The 17,936-nt window shown below is 51.0% G+C and carries 16 protein-coding genes, 1 tRNA gene and 1 pseudogene; 8 read left to right on the top strand and 10 right to left on the bottom strand.

What is annotated here, in order from left to right:
• Nucleotides 1-30: 30 nt before the first annotated feature.
• The 6 genes and pseudogenes from Q0986_RS04395 to Q0986_RS22885 form a co-directional block, all read right to left on the bottom strand.
• On the bottom strand, nucleotides 31-726 hold the full coding sequence (locus tag Q0986_RS04395; protein ID WP_299404580.1) for a TrkA family potassium uptake protein: 696 nt from the start codon (nucleotides 724-726) through the stop codon (nucleotides 31-33).
• Between the two features lie 42 nt (nucleotides 727-768).
• On the bottom strand, nucleotides 769-2,103 hold the full coding sequence (locus Q0986_RS04400) for a TrkH family potassium uptake protein (protein ID WP_299404584.1): 1,335 nt from the start codon (nucleotides 2,101-2,103) through the stop codon (nucleotides 769-771).
• 78 nt (nucleotides 2,104-2,181) lie between these two features.
• A complete protein-coding gene (locus tag Q0986_RS04405) occupies nucleotides 2,182-3,402 on the bottom strand; it encodes an aspartate aminotransferase (protein WP_299404589.1) in 1,221 nt (406 codons plus the stop codon).
• A complete protein-coding gene (locus Q0986_RS04410; protein ID WP_299404603.1) occupies nucleotides 3,399-4,544 on the bottom strand; it encodes an iron-containing alcohol dehydrogenase family protein in 1,146 nt (381 codons plus the stop codon). The genes Q0986_RS04405 and Q0986_RS04410 overlap by 4 nt, the downstream gene beginning before the upstream one ends.
• An 81-nt stretch (nucleotides 4,545-4,625) precedes the next feature.
• On the bottom strand, nucleotides 4,626-5,165 hold the full coding sequence (locus Q0986_RS04415; RefSeq protein WP_299404606.1) for a Ycf51 family protein: 540 nt from the start codon (nucleotides 5,163-5,165) through the stop codon (nucleotides 4,626-4,628).
• Nucleotides 5,108-5,394: pseudogene (locus Q0986_RS22885) on the bottom strand (hypothetical protein). Before Q0986_RS22885 ends, Q0986_RS04415 begins: the two are co-directional and overlap by 58 nt.
• A 269-nt stretch (nucleotides 5,395-5,663) precedes the next feature.
• Between Q0986_RS22885 and Q0986_RS04420 the strand changes: the two are divergent.
• The 3 genes from Q0986_RS04420 (at nucleotide 5,664) to Q0986_RS04430 (ending at nucleotide 8,741) form a co-directional block, all read left to right on the top strand.
• Nucleotides 5,664-6,929 carry an FIST N-terminal domain-containing protein gene (locus tag Q0986_RS04420; RefSeq protein ID WP_299404609.1) on the top strand — a complete coding sequence of 422 codons (1,266 nt, stop codon included), beginning with the start codon at nucleotides 5,664-5,666 and terminating at the stop codon, nucleotides 6,927-6,929.
• A 291-nt stretch (nucleotides 6,930-7,220) separates the two neighbouring features.
• Nucleotides 7,221-7,727, top strand: a complete 507-nt coding sequence (locus Q0986_RS04425) for a CGLD27 family protein (protein WP_299404612.1) — start codon at nucleotides 7,221-7,223, stop codon at nucleotides 7,725-7,727.
• A gap of 60 nt (nucleotides 7,728-7,787) precedes the next feature.
• Complete coding sequence (locus Q0986_RS04430; RefSeq protein WP_299404614.1) at nucleotides 7,788-8,741, top strand: asparaginase; 954 nt, start codon at nucleotides 7,788-7,790, stop codon at nucleotides 8,739-8,741.
• A 17-nt stretch (nucleotides 8,742-8,758) separates the two neighbouring features.
• Here the strand turns inward: Q0986_RS04430 and glmM are convergent, their stop codons facing one another.
• Nucleotides 8,759-10,204, bottom strand: a complete 1,446-nt coding sequence (gene glmM / locus Q0986_RS04435) for a phosphoglucosamine mutase (protein WP_299404618.1) — start codon at nucleotides 10,202-10,204, stop codon at nucleotides 8,759-8,761.
• A gap of 281 nt (nucleotides 10,205-10,485) precedes the next feature.
• Between glmM and mrdA the strand changes: the two genes are divergently transcribed.
• From mrdA to Q0986_RS04450, 3 genes are all read left to right on the top strand, one after another.
• Nucleotides 10,486-12,255 carry a penicillin-binding protein 2 gene (gene mrdA, locus Q0986_RS04440; RefSeq protein WP_299404621.1) on the top strand — a complete coding sequence of 590 codons (1,770 nt, stop codon included), beginning with the start codon at nucleotides 10,486-10,488 and terminating at the stop codon, nucleotides 12,253-12,255.
• Nucleotides 12,256-12,521: 266 nt separating this feature from the next.
• A complete protein-coding gene (gene hflX / locus Q0986_RS04445; protein WP_366918513.1) occupies nucleotides 12,522-14,048 on the top strand; it encodes a GTPase HflX in 1,527 nt (508 codons plus the stop codon).
• Nucleotides 14,049-14,168: 120 nt separating this feature from the next.
• Nucleotides 14,169-14,735 (top strand): Uma2 family endonuclease, encoded by a 567-nt coding sequence (locus Q0986_RS04450; RefSeq protein WP_299404624.1) that lies wholly within the window; start codon nucleotides 14,169-14,171, stop codon nucleotides 14,733-14,735.
• 11 nt (nucleotides 14,736-14,746) lie between these two features.
• Here the strand turns inward: Q0986_RS04450 and Q0986_RS04455 are convergent, their stop codons facing one another.
• Complete coding sequence (locus Q0986_RS04455; RefSeq protein WP_299404627.1) at nucleotides 14,747-15,133, bottom strand: nuclear transport factor 2 family protein; 387 nt, start codon at nucleotides 15,131-15,133, stop codon at nucleotides 14,747-14,749.
• A gap of 158 nt (nucleotides 15,134-15,291) precedes the next feature.
• Between Q0986_RS04455 and Q0986_RS04460 the strand changes: the two genes are divergently transcribed.
• Nucleotides 15,292-16,116 (top strand): hypothetical protein, encoded by an 825-nt coding sequence (locus tag Q0986_RS04460; RefSeq protein WP_299404632.1) that lies wholly within the window; start codon nucleotides 15,292-15,294, stop codon nucleotides 16,114-16,116.
• Between the two features lie 32 nt (nucleotides 16,117-16,148).
• Here Q0986_RS04460 and Q0986_RS04465 read toward each other — a convergent pair whose 3' ends face one another.
• Nucleotides 16,149-17,216, bottom strand: coding sequence for a 3-deoxy-7-phosphoheptulonate synthase (locus Q0986_RS04465; protein WP_299404635.1), 1,068 nt, complete (start codon nucleotides 17,214-17,216; stop codon nucleotides 16,149-16,151).
• Nucleotides 17,217-17,465: 249 nt separating this feature from the next.
• On the opposite strand from Q0986_RS04465, the gene Q0986_RS04470 reads away from it, so the two are divergent.
• Nucleotides 17,466-17,690 carry a hypothetical protein gene (locus Q0986_RS04470; RefSeq protein ID WP_299404639.1) on the top strand — a complete coding sequence of 75 codons (225 nt, stop codon included), beginning with the start codon at nucleotides 17,466-17,468 and terminating at the stop codon, nucleotides 17,688-17,690.
• 166 nt (nucleotides 17,691-17,856) lie between these two features.
• Here the strand turns inward: Q0986_RS04470 and Q0986_RS04475 are convergent.
• Nucleotides 17,857-17,928 (bottom strand) — tRNA-Thr (locus tag Q0986_RS04475).
• Nucleotides 17,929-17,936: the final 8 nt, after the last annotated feature.

Below are 17,936 nucleotides of genomic sequence, written 5' to 3' on the forward strand. Positions count from 1 at the left end.
GAAGCGGTAGGCCATTTCTATTATCGCCCGTTAAAGCGGCAGCTCATCAATGGCTTTAGTTTCCCCAATCACCACCATCACGGCTCCTTTTTGTAATTTCAGATCGGGACTGGGATTGACATTAAACTTGCGATCGCCACAGATCGCGAGAACGTTGAGACCATAGCGACTACGGAGCTGTAGCTCCCCAATGGACTTATTGTGGAAGTCTTCCGGGATGACAATTTCAACAATGCTATGTTGGGGGTCAAGTTCAAACCGGTCCAAAATGGAAGGCTTAGTTAAGGCACGGGCCAAAGCATACCCTGCCTCATTCTCAGGAAAAACCACTTGGTCAGCCCCAACTCGCTTGAGAAGTTTGCCATGCACTTCTGAAGAGGCTTTAGCCACTACCGTGGCCACACCCGCTTCCTTCACATTTAAGGTGGTAATAATACTTTCTTGCAGATAGTTGCCAATGGCAATAATGACCGTGTCAAATTCGTAAATACCGGCTTCCTTGAGGGCCATAGGATCCGTGGAGTCGAGCTGGAGCGCATGGGCAGCCCATTGGTTATTCACCACCTCCGCCACACGTTTCTCATCAATATCGGTTCCTAAGACTTCTTGGCCTGCCTGATGGAGTGCCTGACAAGCTGCCCGGCCAAATCGACCTAAGCCAATGACCGCAAACTGCTGCTTTTTTTTATTTAGACCTGGAAATAAGCTCAATGATGATAAATTCACGGGTAAACGTCCATAACGCTAGTATTATTGCCCAAACGTGATTTAACCGACGAGTAAAGACTCTTCCGGATATCGAACGGTACTCGGGCGAGGATCACCCAGTAGGGCGGCCATCAGGAGTAAGACGCCGACTCGTCCCATATACATGGTGGCTGCCAGAATCAGTTTCGAACTCACGGATAAAGCAGCCGTAATCCCAGTGGATAAACCAACTGTGGCGTATGCAGACACCACTTCAAACAAAATATTGATAAATTCAACCCCTGGATCGGCAATCGACATTAACGTGGTGGCTGAAACAATGGTGGTAATGGAGCCCACCACGACTCCCACCGCTTTTAAAATCAGAGAGACGGGAATTTGGCGTTCATACATAGTGACCGCCTCTTTGCCCCGGAGAATCGCTTGAGTACAGCTACTCAGGACTCTGATGGTGGTCGTCTTTACCCCACCGCCTGTGCCGCCAGGACTACCGCCCACATACATAAAGGCAATGGTGAGGAATAATCCAGCATTCGTCATACTGCCGATATCAATGGTGTTAAACCCAGCTGTACGAGTGGTCATGGACTGAAACCAAGCTGAGATCAACTGCTGATTCCAACTCAGCGATCGCAATGTAGCAGGATTATGAGATTCGGTGAGGTAAAAGGCAATGGTTCCCAAGGCTAGCAAGATCACGGTGGTGCTGGTCACCACTCGAAAGTTGAGCGAGAACAGGGTGCGCTTCTGTTTACCCGTGAGGCGGTCTCGCACCCATAGATAGACTTCAAAAATCGCTTCGTAACCGATGCCGCCAATGATCACGAGGCCAGAGATGGTGAGGTTCACCATCCAGGAAAACTGATAGCTACTCAGACTATTCGGGAATAAGCTAAACCCCGCATTATTCCAAGCACTCACACTATGAAACACGGCATACCAGAGCGCCAGTGGCGTAGCATACTGCTGGCTAAACACCCCAAACAGCAGAATAATACCCGTCAACTCAAAGACCAAGATGGTAGCGATAATCGACTTCACCACCTGATTAGATCCCTGTAATTTGGAGCGATCTAAGGCTTGCTGTAGGGCAATCTTATCCCTCAGGCCAAATTTCCGCCCCAGTAACAATAGCAAAAAAGTAGTGGAGACCATATAGCCCAATCCTCCCAACTGGATCAGGGTGAGGATAAAGACTTGGCCCACCGGAGAAAAATAGGATCCGGTATCCACGACCACATGGCCAGTGACACAAACGGCGGATGTGGCGGTAAACAGGGCAATCACAGGGCTATTCCAGTCCCCGCTAGCCGTTGAGATGGGCAGTAGAAGTAAGCTCGCGCCCACTAAAATCGCGACTAAAAATCCTAAACAGATGCTTCTAGAAGCGGTCATAGCTCCTCCCGAATAGCAGGAGGAAGCCGCTCTGATTGGAGAAACAACAGATGATCACAGATATAAGAAACCTTCCCTTCATGATGGGCTGATAACATTACTGGAAGCGGGCGCGGCCGAGCCACAAATTTGAGATTGGCGAATACGATGAATCGCTTCACCCAGGCGATCGCACTCTGCAATCAAACTAATCCGCAGATACCCTTCGCCATGATGACCAAAGGCACTGCCGGGCGTCATCACAATTCCGGTTTCTTGAATCAGCTTTAAGGCAAAGTCGGCGGAGGACATCTCTACAGGACAGGGTGCCCATAAATACATGGTTGCTTTCGTTTTGGGAATCCGCCAGCCTAGATCGCTCAGCCCGGAAATTACAAAATCTCGTCGCTCTCGGTAGCGCTGCTGAACGGCTTGTAAATGGCTGTCAGGGAGTTGGAGAGCCGTTTGAGCAGCCGCCTGTACCACGGCAAAGATGCCATAGTCTAAGTTGGTTTTGAGGGTTCGTAGACCTTGAATGATTTGGGGATTCCCCACCACAAAGCCCACCCGCCAGCCGGCCATATTGTAGGTTTTGGAGAGGGTATGAAATTCAACCCCAATCTCCTTCGCTCCCGGGATTTCTAGCAGACTCACAGGCTGATAGCCATCAAAAGCCAGCTCGGCATAACACAAGTCATGGACCAGCATAATTTGATGCTTGCGAGCAAAGGCGACAATCTCTGTAAATAGCTCGCGGGGGGCAACCGCCGTGGTGGGGTTACTAGGGTAATTGAAGTAAAGGATTTTGGCGCGTTCCGCCACTTGATCAGGAATGCTGCCTAAATCAATGAGCCAGTCATTCTCCGCTTTTAAGGGTAGGCCATAGATTTCAGCCCCTGCGAGGGCCGGACCGCGAAAATGAGGCGGATAGGCTGGATTGGGGACCAACACCATATCCCCTGGATTGATATAGGCCAGGGCGAGGTGGGTTAAGCCCTCCTTCGACCCGAGTAGCGGCAGGGCCTCAATTTCAGGATCGAGCAAGACGTCGTAGCGGCGGTGATACCAATCGGTAATGGTATGGCGAAAGTCGGCATGGCCTTCAAAGGGCGGATAGCCGTGAGTATTAGGAGATTTGAGGGCTGCGATCGCAGCGTCAATCACCGGCTCGGGTGGGGGACCATCGGGGTTCCCCATCCCCAAATCAATCAGATCTAATCCTTGCTGGCGGGCCGAGGTTTTGAGTTCATCTAAGCGGGCAAATACGTAGGGCGGTAATGCGCTCAGTCGGTCGGCCGGTGTGATCCAATCCAAACTCATGGGCAAACCTCATCCGATGAAGGGATTGGATTAGCACTACTGCCCGCCATCAGACTCGCAGTAGAAACCATCGCTGCCATCAGCTGATCCGGCGTCACCGTAAAGGGTAAATGATGGAGATCCGAGTCCGGTTGGCAAGCTACTTGCGCCGCTGTTTGTAAATCCTTCAGGGATACATCTGCCATCCCTAAATCCGCTAGGGTCATCGGTAAACCAATTTCTCCATAGAATTTGAGCAGCTGATGACGAGCCGTGGTTGCTAGGTGGTTATTCTGGATCAGTTCCTCCAAGCGCAACTGGACCAAAATGCCATAGGCCACTTTTTCCCCATGCAAGCTGGATCGGGTCGGGGTGAGATGCGTTAAACCATTGTGGACCGCATGAGCCGCGACGGTCCGGCATTGGGCGCCGCCCAGCCCCCCCACAACCCCTGCCATTAGGACTGTGGCATCTACGACTTGTTGCCAATCCTCTCCCCCCGGTTGGGCAATCGCCACCGCTGACTTCTGAAACAGGATATCTCGGAGTACGCGAGCTTGCTGGACCGCCGCAATTGTCAAGGTCTCTTGGGAATGGCCGCTACTGACGGAGGCTTCGTACCACTTGGCTAAGGCATCGCCAATTCCGGCGATCAGCGTCCGTGGCGGAGCGGTTTGAATCACCTCATAATCAAGAATCAGTAAATCGGGACATTGGGGTAAACCAACATCATATTGAAAAGCGCCTGCCTCCGAATACAAATTGGATAAGGCCGTCCACGCGGCACAGGTTGCCGCTGAAGTGGGGATAGTGATCACCGGGCAGTGATGCTGGTAGGCTAAGAGTTTGGCGGCGTCTAACGCTTTCCCGCCGCCCACACCGACAACGACATCGGCCTGATGCATGGACACCGCTTTACTCAGGGCGGTCATACTGGTTTCACTACAATCTTGACCATAGCTGGCCGTAGAGACTGCTAGCGACGAGATCGAGGATAGATAAGGCCGCAGGCGGGCTAAACTTTGATCTCCCCCCACCACTAAAGGTCGTTGGCCGTAGGGCTGAATAAGAGATTCGAGTTGAGACAGGCTGTGCTGAGCCCGAATAATACGCTGAGGGGCAACAGCCTGACCGGAATAATCAAGAGATGAGGACGTAGACATAGGCGGGACAGTACGGAGCAATGGGTCAGTCCTCCCATGATCCCCATTGACTGGCTGGGAAAGCTGACATTCTATCTGATTTTAACTAGAGGCGGGATCAAAAGTTGTTGTAGCCAAAGCTTCTAAATTCTCTTCATTCAGAGTGATTTTAGCGTTAGGGTCATTGCGCACCGTCAAGGAACGCTGAATTTCTCCTAAAGGGATCAGTTGGGACATGCCTGATTTCTGATGCAGAATGGTGCGAACTTTGATGGTCATTTGCTGGGCACCGCTGCCGCCTCGTCCCGGAGAAAACAAATTTTCTGACGCTTGCAGAAGGGTGGCCTCCAGAGTTGAGGGGGTGATGGTGGGCGGAACAGTAATCACCACTTGGGGACCGGCTAGATCATAAACCAAATTATACTTAGCGGCGCCTGGGATAACGGCTTTGCTTAAGGGGAAAAAGCTTAAGGCCAGTAAACTTCCTGTGAGGACGACTAACAAGCTGGTGATACCCACAAACCGAAAGCGGATTCCCCACTTAAACACAAAGGCTAGGCCCGTAAAAATACCACTGGCAAGCATCAGGAGTGCACACCACTGACCAGCTTGCTGAAAAAACTCGGGGCTAGGGGTGGGCATGAATTAATCTCCTCGTTGCTGACAAAGTCATCCGCTGATTTTACACTCTGATGTTCTAAGGCCGCCTTGAGCGTATGCCAGGTCAATGTGGCACATTCGTATCGCCACAGGACGGGTTATGTCCGCGTTGCTGACGATGGACTGAATCCGTTGTCCTGTGATGATGAGGCTTTTTGTAATGTTTTAAGATGACTTGTTGATACAGATTTCGTAAATTATCTAGGGCCATAATCTTAAAACAGTGAGGGGTTACCTTCACGCTAGAAGGTCAAACGCAGGGATGTATCTAGGATACTGGCTGTTGTCCCTTCGATCTTAATGAAAGGTAGTTTTAGCGGATCGCTGTCAAACCAACAACAGACATATTAGAGTGTTCATGTGATACCCCCATTCGATATTGCCGCTCTTCCTTTAAACAGGCCAGTCAATGCTCTAAACCGGATGCAGTCGCATTGGCTAAGTCGACATGATGTCATGGGATACTCCTAAGGAGAAAAGATGAAGTGGGCTAGTGCACTATCAATGCAACCCTCCCTAGAAGCCGCTCTGGATGAAGTGATTGCAACAGCGTCACAATCCTTAGATGCACCTGCAGATTTGGCGCTCCTGTTCATCTCTACCACCTTTGCCAGCGAGTTTCCTCGTATACAGCCTCTGTTGCAGGAGAAATTGCCGATTCAACATTTTATCGGTTGTGGTGGCAATGGTGTGATTGGTCCCACCCAGGATGGCGACACTACTGAAGTAGAAGAGGAACCTGGCATAACGCTTACGCTAGCATCACTGCCTGGGGTCGATATTCAAACCTTCCATATTTATGAAGACGAGCTGCCCGATCCAGATAGTTCTCCGCTCACTTGGACCGAGTTATTGGAAGTAGATCCGGCTCATCAGCCCCATTTTATTCTGTTTGCGGATCCCTCTAGTTCTAAGATTAATGACCTTCTCCAGGGGTTAGATTATGCCTATCCCAATGCCGTCAAAATTGGGGGCCTGACAAGTGGCCGAACCTCTTGGAATGGCAGTGGTCTGTTTTGTGACGATCAGCTCTACCAGGAGGGCACGGTGGGGGTTGCCCTCAGTGGCAATATAATGGTCGAAACGATTGTGGCTCAAGGCTGTCGCCCCATTGGCCAACCCTATCGGGTGGCTGAAGCCGAGCGGAATGTGGTGCTGCAAGTGGAAGAGCAAACGGTGCCGGTAGAAGCCACCTTAAATAGCGATCGGGTTGAATTACAAACTCCCTTGGAAGCGCTACAAGCCTTAGTACAAGATTTGGATGCCGAAGAACGAGAGTTGGCCCAGCACTCCCTTTCGATCGGTATTGTCTGTGATGAGTTTAAGCAAAATCTGGAACCTGGCGATTTTCTGATTCGCAATTTAATTGGCGTGGATCCACGAATTGGGGCGATTGCTATTGGCGATCGCATCCGTCCTGGGCAACGCATCCAATTTCATTTGCGAGATGCCCAAGCTTCTGCGGATGATCTGGAAGATCTGCTCCGGCAATATTTCCTGAAATATCCCCAAAATAAGTCTCAGCCAACGGCAGCTTTGCTATTTGACTGCTTAGGACGAGGAGAACGCTTCTATGGAGAACCAGACTTTGATTCTCAACTGTTTAGTCGTTATTTTCAAGACATTCCTGTGAGTGGCTTTTTCTGTAATGGTGAAATTGGCCCCATTGCGGGTACGACCTTTTTACATGGTTATACCGCCGCGTTTGGTATTTTCCGGAGTCAGACGGACTCCTCTCATACCTAAAATTAAACCTTAAGCTTATCTCCAAAGGCACAGGAGTAAAGGATGCGCGTTGACTGGAGGGGCGAAGGTATAGAGGACTGCCCGCTCGATTGACCACCGCATTTCTCTGCCACTATCAGTGGTGGAATGCTCTGGAGCCACATGCTAGATAAAATCGACGGAGCTGCCGCTTGTGAGTTTCTTGAGCAAGTTGATCTAGGATAAATAGGTGACTTGAAGGATGGATCCTTTAGCAGTGTAGGTTTTTCTAGTTTCAGGTTCACCCATCCCCCTCTCAATTGACATAAATGAATGAACGCTCCTGTTCCCAACTGTCCGGTCCCCCTTGAGCAACAGCCCCTAAATGAGTATCAAAGCTTGCAAGAATCCTGTTTCTTTCGCTGGGCAACCTTAGAAGACGCGGCGTATCTTAACCGGGGGGTTCGGTTAGGCAGTCTGGCCAGTCTCGTCGCTGCCCCCTTTGCCGCTACCAGCTTTTCCTTGACAGAGGCCTTTAGCCAATTTGTCTTAACCCTCACTGTGGTGGCCACTGGGATCCTGTTGCTACTGATCGTCCGCCTGTATCTGGGCTGGTCTTATGTGTGCGATCGCCTCTTGCGAGAGAAAATTTTCTATGAAGAAACCGGTTGGTATGACGGCCAATACTGGACAAAACCCGTAGAGGTGCTCGATCGAGAACGCTTAATTGGGACCTACGAAGTACAACCCATTTTGCAGCGATTGCGTCGCAGTTTAGTGCGGTTAGGCATCATTTTACTGGCAGAAATAGGGCTTTGGTTTTTGCTCACCCCCCACTGACGGAAAACCCCGTTGACAAATATATTTACCCGATAGACATCAGATGCTAGAGTCTTACCCATGACCATGGGAAAACGCCATCATAGCCCTGCACTAGAGATCCACCTGCTGCGGGAAGGGATTATTGAATCCAAGCACCACGCTGAAGCCGTTGTCTGTGATACCAGGGGCCGGATGCTCTCCATCGCTGGCCAGCCTGACACATCCTGTTTTATTCGCTCGGCCTTAAAACCCATACAGGCCCTAGCGGTGACGACGAGCGGAACCATGGAGCATTTTGATCTCAATGATCGAGATCTCGCCATTATGTGCGGATCACATCGACATACCATTGAGCAGGTTCGGCAAGTTTTTAATATCCTCTGGCATTGCGATATCGATCCCACCGCTTTGCACTGCCCCATTCCCGAGGGGCTTGAAAGCCCTTTGCAGCATAACTGCTCGGGCAAACATGCAGGGATGCTAGCCATTTGCCAGCAATGTCACTGGCCCTTGGCCACTTATATGGACCGGCAGCACCCCATTCAGCAACTGGTGCTCAACCAAATGGCGGAACTGTTAAAGATGCCAGCGGCAGAATTTATGGGCGCCCATGATGACTGTGGGGTACCGACCTATTTTATGCAGCTAGGGCAGATTGCGACACTCTTTGCTCACCTGAGCGCTGGCAATAACCTCAATATAGAACGAGTGATGCGAGCCATGATCCACCATCCAACATTGGTGGCTGGCCAAGGTCAGTTCGATACGGACCTGATGACCCTAGCCGCAGGCGAACTGGTCAGTAAATCCGGAGCCGAAGGCGTTCAATGTGTGGGGCGAGTGGGGGAAGGACTTGGGCTGGCCATTAAAGTCAAGGATGGGGCAAAGCGAGCCAAATATGCCGTCGCCATCCACCTACTGCGGGAACTGGGTTGGCTGGATCCCAGCCATGCTGAGACCTTGGCCGAACGCTACGTAAACCTCAGTGAATATAAGCGTTTAGAGGTGGATGGCGGCTTAGTCATCCTTTAGACTAGTCATTCTTTAACCTACGCCAAATGTTCAGCAACTGCACCCACGAGCCGATCGGTCCATTGGGTCGCCATCTCTGGATGTTGGGCTTCCACCATCACTCTAATTAAAGGTTCTGTTCCAGACGCCCGCACTAAGATTCGCCCTTGATCGCCCATGGCATGATTCGCCTGCTCCATTAGCGTTTGCAACGGTTGACAGTCCTGCCAGTTTTTTCTGCGATCGCGGTCTTCCACTCGTACATTCTTCAGGATTTGGGGATAGGTTTGAAAGCTATGGCTCACCAACTCTGATAATGGGGTTTGGCTTTGGCAAACAATGGTTGCCAGGTGCAGAGCCGTCAATAGACCATCTCCACTCACACCATAGTGGGGGCAGAGGATATGGCCCGACTGTTCACCCCCCAACATTGATCCATGACTGAGCATTTCAGAATGAACATTTTGGTCGCCCACCGCTGCTCGAATTAAGGTACCGCCTTGCTGTTGCCAAGCTAGTTCAAAGCCAAGATTGGACATCACTGTGGCCACAATCAGATTATCTGGCAATTGTTGTCTCTCTTGTAGCGCTTTGCCCCATAGATAGAGAATGTAGTCACCATCGACGGTGCGTCCTTGGGAATCGATCGCCAGCACCCGATCCGCATCCCCGTCAAAGGCAAACCCAATATCCGCGTTGTGCAGATGAACAGCCGCTTTGAGTGGTTCTAAATGGGTGGAACCGCAATGGACATTAATCCGATCCCCATCGGGCTGATCGTGGAGACAAATGACCTCTGCTCCCATGGCGGTAAAAACAGCAGGAGCCAACTGAGTAGCCGCCCCCCAAGCCAGATCTAACACCACCCGCAGACCTTGAAACGTGACTTGGGACTGGAGTGGTGTTTGAATGGCTTCCGTATAGGCTTGGGTTAATTCAGGTCGGTAATAATGATGCCCCCAGCGCTCCGGCTGCGGATTGTGAGATTTGATCCGGTGTTCAATGCGGGCCTGAAGGGTGGGGGGCAGTTTAGTCCCATTGGCCTGGAAAAATTTGATGCCATTATCCTCTGGCGGATTGTGGCTGGCTGATACCATCACGCCACCCACCGCGTCAGTGTGATGCGCCAGATAGGCGACAGTGGGGGTTGGGCAGAGGCCCACATGCCAAACATCTAACCCGGCAGCCGTCAAACCAGCGGAGAGGGCCATGGCCAGCATATCGCTAGAGTTGCGAGAATCTTGGCCCAGAATAAAGGGTTGGTGGGCCGACGCCTGTTGCCCCAGTTCCAGTCCAGCACAAAAGCCGACTTGCAAGGCCAACTGAGGGGTTAAGTGCTGGCCAACCCGTCCCCGAATACCATCGGTTCCAAATAGATTGACGTCCTTGGCGACTGCCGCTACTTTTCGAGCAAATTTAGAAGGCTCAATGGTGCGATCGCTTTTGGTCACACTTTTCCGTTTAGATTGAGAGGTAACAGACATTGGATTATACACTCCACACCCAGGTGCCACGAGTCCAGCCGCTATCCAATAGTCCATTTCTCTACCATAGGTATAGATAATGCGCAAGGGTAGGCAGCTTGGATGCTCGTAAGCTTAACACTTTAGGATTGAAAATAGCATGTTCATGCCCGTTGTTGTCGTGTTACTCAGCGGCTTGATGGGCTAGAATAGCGCGATAGACTGACGTAGCGCTTTTTGTCCCCAATAGCGCAAATGGGTTCAGTTCCCTTTATTCGAGTAGACCCTATCCCACAGGAGCAATGGCGCTTTCTAACAATTCCTTCTCAAGATCACGGCGTCAGCGTTCTCAGCGGAGTGTGGGTGAAGGAGCCCGCTGTTTTGTCTTCGGCGGCTTTATTACGCTCCTGCTCTTTGGGGCAATTGTGCCTCGATTGAGTTTCTTGCAAATTACAGAAGGCGCTCTCAATCGCCAGCGAGCGGATGAGAACCGAGTCAGGTTGATTCCTAAACGTCCAGAACGGGGCAAGATTCTCGATCGCAAAGGCCGAATTCTCGCCAATAGTACCTATACTTACTCCGTCTTTGTTTGGCCCATCGCCCAGAAAGAGGACAAGTGGCCGCAAACCTTGGAGGTTTTATCTTCGATTCTGAACATATCGACCGCAGATATTCAGGAACGAGTGGAGCGCGAAGGTTACAACGCCACCTCCTTAGTTCGGGTGGCTCAAGGACTCAGCTTTCCGCAAGTGGTGGCCTTGTCGGAACGGATGAGCGACATTGTGGGGGTCGAAATCGATAAGGAGGCGATTCGGTACTATCCCCATGGTGAACTGGCGTCTCAAGTCATTGGTTATATCGGTGAAATTAGTGAAGAAGAGCTGGCCCGCCCGCAGGAAACCCCCTACCGATTAGGCGATGTTGTCGGTCAATTGGGGATTGAAGCCTCCTATGAACAAAAGCTGCGGGGAGCCTGGGGGGGAAACCAAATTGAGGTGGATGGTGCTGGCCGGATTGTCCAGATTTTGGGACAAAAACCGCCGATTGCGGGGGATGACGTCAAACTAACCCTGGACTTAGACGTACAAAAGGTGGCAGAACAAGCCTTAAAAAAACGCCAAGGTGCTGTCGTGGCGATCAATCCCAAAAATGGTTCAATTCTGGCGATGGCGAGCTATCCAGGGTTTAATCCCAACTGGTTTGCCAAAGGCGTGACCGAAAAACAATGGCAGTCGTTACAAAATCGCAAATTCCCCTTTGTGAATCGGGCGATGCAGGCTTTTCCACCGGCCAGTACCTTTAAAATTGCGACTGCGATCGCAGGTATGGAATCGGGCAAATATGCACCGAATACAAGGGTCGCGACCTCAGCCTCTGTCCATGGCGTTGGCGATTGGAATGGAGCTGGCTTTGGGGTCATCGGCTTCCAAACGGCACTGCAGTGGAGTAGCAACACCTTTTTTGGCCGAGTGGGAGTGGGAACGAGTCCCAAAATCTTAATTGACTGGGCCAAACGGCTGGGCGTGGGTGAGAAAACGGGAATTGATATTCCAGGGGAATCCTCTGGCTTTATTCCTGACCCGGCCTGGAAAAAAGAGGTCTTCAAGGATGCTTGGTATCCAGCCGATACGGTCATGGTATCTATTGGCCAAGGTGCGGTCCAACTCAGCCCCCTCCAGGTCTCGCTGATTTTCTCCGCCATTGCTAATGGGGGATATAAAGTGAAACCCCACTTATTTCACTCCAAACAACCCGATGACCAATGGCGCACCTCACTGAACTTGAAGCCGCAAACCTTGAACACCATTCGCTCCGGTTTAAGAGCCGTGGTGACCAGTGGTACGGGGCAAGCCCTGAATGTGCCCAGCATTCCGCCGACCGCTGGTAAAAGTGGTACAGCGGAAGACCCACCCCGGTCTTCTCACACCTGGTTTGGTGCCTATGCCCCGTATAATAATCCGGAAATCGTGGTGGTGGCCTTTGGCGAAAATACCGGCGGTGGCGGCGGATCCACCGCAGGCCCGATTGCCCTCAAAGTCCTAGAAGCGTACTTTAAGGCCCAGAAAAAGTAAGCCCCATTAAGGATCGTTGACGGTCGTTGTCAGTTGTTTTTCGGCGATTCTACAATTAAGAGGCAAAGATTTGTCTTGCCTCAGGAGGACCAGTCAGGCTTATCGACACAATTTACGGCAATCTCAAAGGCTTAAAATCCAGCCAGCTTAAACGGCTTCGGCGGCTCTATCACCAGCGGCTCCCGAGCGATCGGATCACGACTTCTGAGTTTGCCCAGCGGCTTGCTGCGATTAGTACGGATATTCATCAACCCATTAGCGCCTACTTGAATCGCCGCGGCCAAGTGATTCGAGTCGGTGTGGGTTCTCCTCGTCAAACCCAAATTCCCCCCTTAGAATTGCCCCGATACGGTGCCGATCGCTTAAGCGGCATTCGCTGTGTTGCCACCACCCTGAAGCAAGAGGTGCCGAAAGAATCGGCATTGACAGCCATGGCTTTGCAGCGCCTGGATGCCTTAGCCGTGTTAACAATGACTGGCTCGGGATTTGAGCGCCGAGGCGGCGGCGCCACTGGATATGTCCGATCCACCTACCTGGCCCATCTGATTCCTGATCCCACCACCCCGTGGACGATTTCCTCTCCCTTGAGTCTGGAACAACTGGCTCAACAGGATTTGATGGATTTGGTCGAAGCCTTAGAGTCGGAGTTTAGTCGTTCACTGCCCGCATCCAGTGCATCCACGACCGCCGAGCAGGTTTTAATTGTGGGGGTGATCTCGCCCACGAGCACTCCACTCGAAGTGGAGGCGAATTTAGCAGAAGTGGCGCTGTTAGTTGAAAGTGCTGGCGGGGTTGTGGTGGAGACAATTTACCAGAAGCGATCGCACCCCCATCCCCAAACCGTAGTCGGTGCTGGTAAGGTCAAAGAGATTGCCCTGAGAGCGCAAACCCTGGGCGTGACGCTAATTGTGTTTAATCAGGACTTATCCCCGTCCCAAGTACGCAATTTGGAAACTCAAATTGGCCTGCGCATCGTTGATCGCACCGAAGTTATTTTGGATATCTTTGCTCAGCGAGCCCAGTCCCAAGCGGGGAAATTACAGGTGGAACTAGCTCAACTAGAGTATATGCTGCCGCGATTAGCCGGTCGAGGGCAAGCGATGTCCCGTTTAGGTGGCGGGATTGGTACGCGGGGACCCGGGGAAACCAAGCTAGAGACTGAACGACGAGCCATTCAGCGCCGCATCAATACCTTGCAGCAGTCAGTGAATCAGTTACAGGCCCATCGCTCTCGTCTGCGCCAACGACGCCAGCATCAGCGTGTTCCTTCCGTGGCGGTGGTGGGCTATACCAATGCCGGGAAGTCTACCCTTTTGAATGTGCTGACGAATGCCGAAGCCTATACGGCGGATCAATTGTTTGCCACCCTGGACCCCACCACCCGTCGTCTGAGCATTCCCGATCCTGAAACTCACCAGATGCGCACGTTAGTGTTAACGGATACGGTAGGATTTATCCATAATCTGCCCCCGCCGTTAATGGATGCCTTCCGGGCCACCCTCGAAGAGGTGACGGATGCTGATGCATTGTTGCATGTGGTTGATCTGTCTCATCCCGATTGGGAAAACCATTTGCGCTCAGTCATGGATCTACTCGCCACCATGCCGATCACACCAGGACCTGGATTAATTGCCTTTAACAAAATGGATCAAGTCCGGAGTGAAGCTCTTGCCCTCGCTCAAGACCAGTTCCCGCAAGCCGTTTTTATCTCGGCTCAAGAACGGTTGGGCCTGAACACCCTGCGGCAAAAGTTGGTGGAATTAGTCAACTACAGTGTGACGAGTCGCAAGTGAGGTCGGGCATGGCACTGTGTAAGATATGAGCAAAGCTGGCTTGAGCAGTATTATCGATACTCATCTAGGCCGTCTCCCATACAATGTAAGATCCCAGCAGCAGTATTATTCACCCCCATCATGGTTCAGTTTGCAACTCAACCCCATACCTTAGAGGCATTTTTGCAGTTGCCAGCAACCCAGCCTGCGAGTGAGTTTATCAAGGGACAGGTTACTCAAAAGCCGATGCCACAAGGAGAACACAGCACCCTTCAAGGTGAATTAGTGACCGTCATTAACGCCGCCACTAAACCGGGTCGAGTAGCCTGGGCTTTTCCTGAATTACGATGTACCTTTGATGGCCGCTCGATTGTACCGGATGTATCGGTATTTACATGGGATAAGTTGCCCACTAAACCCGATGGAACGATCGCCAATATCTTTACTGAGCCACCAGACTGGATCATTGAAATTCTCAGTCCTGAGCAATCCACGACAAAGCTCACCCATAAAATTGTGCATTGCCTCAAACATGGGACTCAACTCGGTTGGCTGATTAACTCAGCAGAACATTCAGTATTTGCTTATTACCCAGATCAACGATTCGAATTATTGGACGATCCTGAGATGCCTCTGCCTATCCCTACATTTGCCCAAGACTTGCAGCTTACGCTAGGGCAGATGCTGGCCTGGCTAAGAGTACGCTAATCAAGGGTTATTTAACTAATAATCGGGCTGCCATGATGGTGAACCAGATACCAGTCCTGACCCATGCGCTCAAAAATATTGGTTGCCATTGATTCTGCTTTTTGTTGACGGCGTTGAGCCACCTGCAATACCTTTTCAATCAGCACGACGTAGGCCAAGTCACCACTCTGATTAACGGTGATAATGTTCGTATCAATTTCTAGGTAGGCGGTATTGCGAAAAATCTTTTGCCAAGAGGACTCAATTGCAGTCCAACCCTTCAGCTCACCGCGACCCGGATGAACGCAAACGCTGGCAATGCCGTGGGACCATATCTTTTGCATGGCCTCCAGATCTTTTTTCTCAAATGCGCGGTAAAAAGCCGTATTGGCTGCAAGAATGGCTTGTTCATCTGGCATGGGGTAAAGATGTCCTATGCTGTGAAACAAAAGGGACTGACTTTTCTTCTTTCTTTGTAGACCCTTCCACTTTGATTTACGGCCCAGGTTAACAACTTGTCATCTGGAAGGCACCGTAAAGATTCAGGCCCACTGCTGCATTCTAGACTTTTTTGATTATGATCAAACCCAAACTTATATCTGCTGCTGTGGGTGCGATCGCATTCACGCTGATCGCTACATCCCACACGGTCGCTCAAACTTCGCCAGCCCCCTCTGGCTCACTGAATAACGCCCAACCGTCTTCATCGAATCCACTCTCACACTTAAACTTAAGCCCCCCCCAAACGGCCCAAATCAAAAAGATTGAAGCTTTGATTCAGGCTCAAGTTCAAAAGGTGCTGACCCCTGAGCAATGGACCCAATTACAGGCTTTGCAAACCTCTGGTGCCCCCAAAGGGGCAGCGGTCGCTCAGCTCAATCTCTCTCCCACTCAGATTGCCCAACTCAAAGAGATTGAAGCCATTGCCCAACAGCGTTTGTTGTCTATTCTCAACGCAGAACAGAGGCAAAAACTTCAAACTGGACAGCGTTCACCCTCATCGGCGGCGCCGACCTCTTCGCAAACGCCATCGACCCAGCCACCTCGTTCATCTAGCTCAATCGGTACTGCAGCCCCATCAGCCCCAGCCCCATCAGCTCCAGCCCCTGCTTCTAACCCATCTGGTTTGGCTGCACTCAATCTCACCTCAGAGCAGCAGACACAGGCTCAACAAATTCAATCCTTAGCACAAGCACAAGTTCAAAGTATTCTCACCCCTGCCCAGTGGCAGCAATTACAGTCTCTGAAATCAGCAGGGACTGACCAAAGTGCCGCTATAGGACAGCTCAGTTTATCTGGCGAACAACAATCTCAGTTAAAGGAGGTGGAAGCTTTAGCTCAACAGCGGATACTGTCCATTCTGACAGATGAGCAGAAGAAGACCCTGCTCAAGCAGCCTTAGCTCAACAGCGAAGCTTTTCCCTGCTTTTCCCCTTAAGATACGGGTGATGTCGTTGCACCCTGCACTGATTCTGCTAACGTCGACAGCATTTCAGTGGTGGTTTCAAAGTTGACACAGGCATCAGTAATACTTTGCCCATAGGTCAATTGGCTGAGATCTGTCGGAATCGACTGGTTGCCAGCTACTAAGTGGCTTTCAATCATTACGCCTAACAATCGTTGGGAACCACTGTTGAGTTGTTGAGCCACTTCCTGAAGCACGGTGACCTGCTGAGTATGGTCTTTATTGGCATTGGCGTGGCTACAGTCCACCATGACTCGCGGATTGAGATGGTGATGAGCTAGTTCTTTGGTCGCTTGCTCTACCTGTTCTGCGGCATAGTTCGGGCCTTGCTTGCCGCCTCGCAGAACCAGATGGGTGTCAGGATTCCCTGTGGTTTTGACAATGCTGGCTAGGCCGTGGTGGTTAATCCCCAGAAAACGATGGGGCTGGTTGGCCGCCAACATGGCATTCGTGGCCGCTTGTAAACTGCCATCTGTATTGTTCTTGAAGCCAATCGGCATCGACAGCCCTGAGGCCATTTCTCGGTGAGTTTGACTTTCAGTAGTCCGGGCGCCAATGGCTGTCCAGGTAATCAGATCCGCAATATATTGCGGCGTGATCGGATCCAAGAGTTCTGTGGCAGCCGGTAATCCCAAATGGGCTAAATCCAACAGCAGTTGCCGAGCCAAACGCAAGCCGGTGTTGATGTCGTAACTCCCATCTAAGTGAGGATCGTTAATCAACCCTTTCCAACCAATACTGGTGCGCGGTTTTTCAAAGTAGACGCGCATGATAATTTCCAGTTGCCCAGAGAGTTGTTCACGCAGAACCGCTAACTGCTTCCCATATTCATAGGCTGCTGCTACATCATGGACGGAACAGGGACCGACAATGACTAATAAGCGCGGGTCATTGTGACGGAGAATATTACGGATGCGATCGCGGGTTTCTGCAACCAAGGCAGCCGCCGTATCCGTCAAGGGAACTTCGTGGTGGAGGAGAGCAGGACTAATCAAGGGACGGGTTTCAACGACATGCAGGTCGGCGGTTTGGTACATGGTGTAAAAAACTCAAAGTGCTGGCCTTGATACATACCGTTGGCCAGGTGGCGCATTTACAGTTTACGGTAAAAATACAGAGTCCTGCCGGAGGATCGTGACCTGAGTTGACCAAAAGGGAAATAACAACTCCTTAGCTCTTCCCACAAGGAATCGGTTCTCTTTCCCCACTGATTAAGAATTTACCTACCAACAGCACTGAAGAATCAATTTGTCGATCAGTTGAGTACTTGTAAAGAGGAAAGAGAAATGCCGTATATCACCAGTGTTGAAAGACGAGCAGAATTAAGAACCAGACAATCTAGCATTATTGATGCTTTGGAGGTTCGATTTGGGCTAGTTCCCGACAAAATCACTGATCAAGTGGCTCAGTTGCATGATGAAGAACAACTGCAGGCACTCTTCAAAGATGCGATCTTAGTTGAGTCAGTCGATGCCTTTCAGAAATTACTGGATGAGAATGTATCGGTCTAAATGATATGCCAATTGCATCGTGGGTAACTGTGCTAATGAGCCTCAGCCCCTTCATCAACTGAACGCTATAGACGATTGTTAGGGTGTACAGGCCCAACAGGGACTGCCCGTAAAACATTCTCTGCAAGCTTAGTCTGATGGTTAAAAACCTTGGTTATTTATAGAAAGCCGATGATGCGATTTGAACGCACGGCCGCTCGATTACGAATCGAGTGCTCTACCACTGAGCTACATCGGCATGAAATT

Origin of the sequence: Acaryochloris sp. IP29b_bin.148, assembly GCF_028285565.1 — a bacterium.
In the GTDB taxonomy this organism is placed as follows: Bacteria; Cyanobacteriota; Cyanobacteriia; order Thermosynechococcales; family Thermosynechococcaceae; genus Acaryochloris.

What these genes read in the sequence shown, in the direction of transcription:
- Q0986_RS04400 (WP_299404584.1), bottom strand. Translation starts at nt 2,103, where the DNA reads ATGACCGCTTCTAGAAGCATCTGTTTAGGATTTTTAGTCGCGATTTTA.
- Q0986_RS04405 (WP_299404589.1), bottom strand. Translation starts at nt 3,402, where the DNA reads ATGAGTTTGGATTGGATCACACCGGCCGACCGACTGAGCGCATTACCG.
- Q0986_RS04410 (WP_299404603.1), bottom strand. Translation starts at nt 4,544, where the DNA reads ATGTCTACGTCCTCATCTCTTGATTATTCCGGTCAGGCTGTTGCCCCT.
- Q0986_RS04415 (WP_299404606.1), bottom strand. Translation starts at nt 5,165, where the DNA reads ATGCCCACCCCTAGCCCCGAGTTTTTTCAGCAAGCTGGTCAGTGGTGT.
- Q0986_RS04420 (WP_299404609.1), top strand. Translation starts at nt 5,664, where the DNA reads ATGAAGTGGGCTAGTGCACTATCAATGCAACCCTCCCTAGAAGCCGCT.
- Q0986_RS04425 (WP_299404612.1), top strand. Translation starts at nt 7,221, where the DNA reads ATGAACGCTCCTGTTCCCAACTGTCCGGTCCCCCTTGAGCAACAGCCC.
- Q0986_RS04430 (WP_299404614.1), top strand. Translation starts at nt 7,788, where the DNA reads ATGACCATGGGAAAACGCCATCATAGCCCTGCACTAGAGATCCACCTG.
- glmM (WP_299404618.1), bottom strand. Translation starts at nt 10,204, where the DNA reads ATGTCTGTTACCTCTCAATCTAAACGGAAAAGTGTGACCAAAAGCGAT.
- mrdA (WP_299404621.1), top strand. Translation starts at nt 10,486, where the DNA reads ATGGCGCTTTCTAACAATTCCTTCTCAAGATCACGGCGTCAGCGTTCT.
- Q0986_RS04450 (WP_299404624.1), top strand. Translation starts at nt 14,169, where the DNA reads ATGGTTCAGTTTGCAACTCAACCCCATACCTTAGAGGCATTTTTGCAG.
- Q0986_RS04455 (WP_299404627.1), bottom strand. Translation starts at nt 15,133, where the DNA reads ATGCCAGATGAACAAGCCATTCTTGCAGCCAATACGGCTTTTTACCGC.
- Q0986_RS04460 (WP_299404632.1), top strand. Translation starts at nt 15,292, where the DNA reads ATGATCAAACCCAAACTTATATCTGCTGCTGTGGGTGCGATCGCATTC.
- Q0986_RS04465 (WP_299404635.1), bottom strand. Translation starts at nt 17,216, where the DNA reads ATGTACCAAACCGCCGACCTGCATGTCGTTGAAACCCGTCCCTTGATT.
- Q0986_RS04470 (WP_299404639.1), top strand. Translation starts at nt 17,466, where the DNA reads ATGCCGTATATCACCAGTGTTGAAAGACGAGCAGAATTAAGAACCAGA.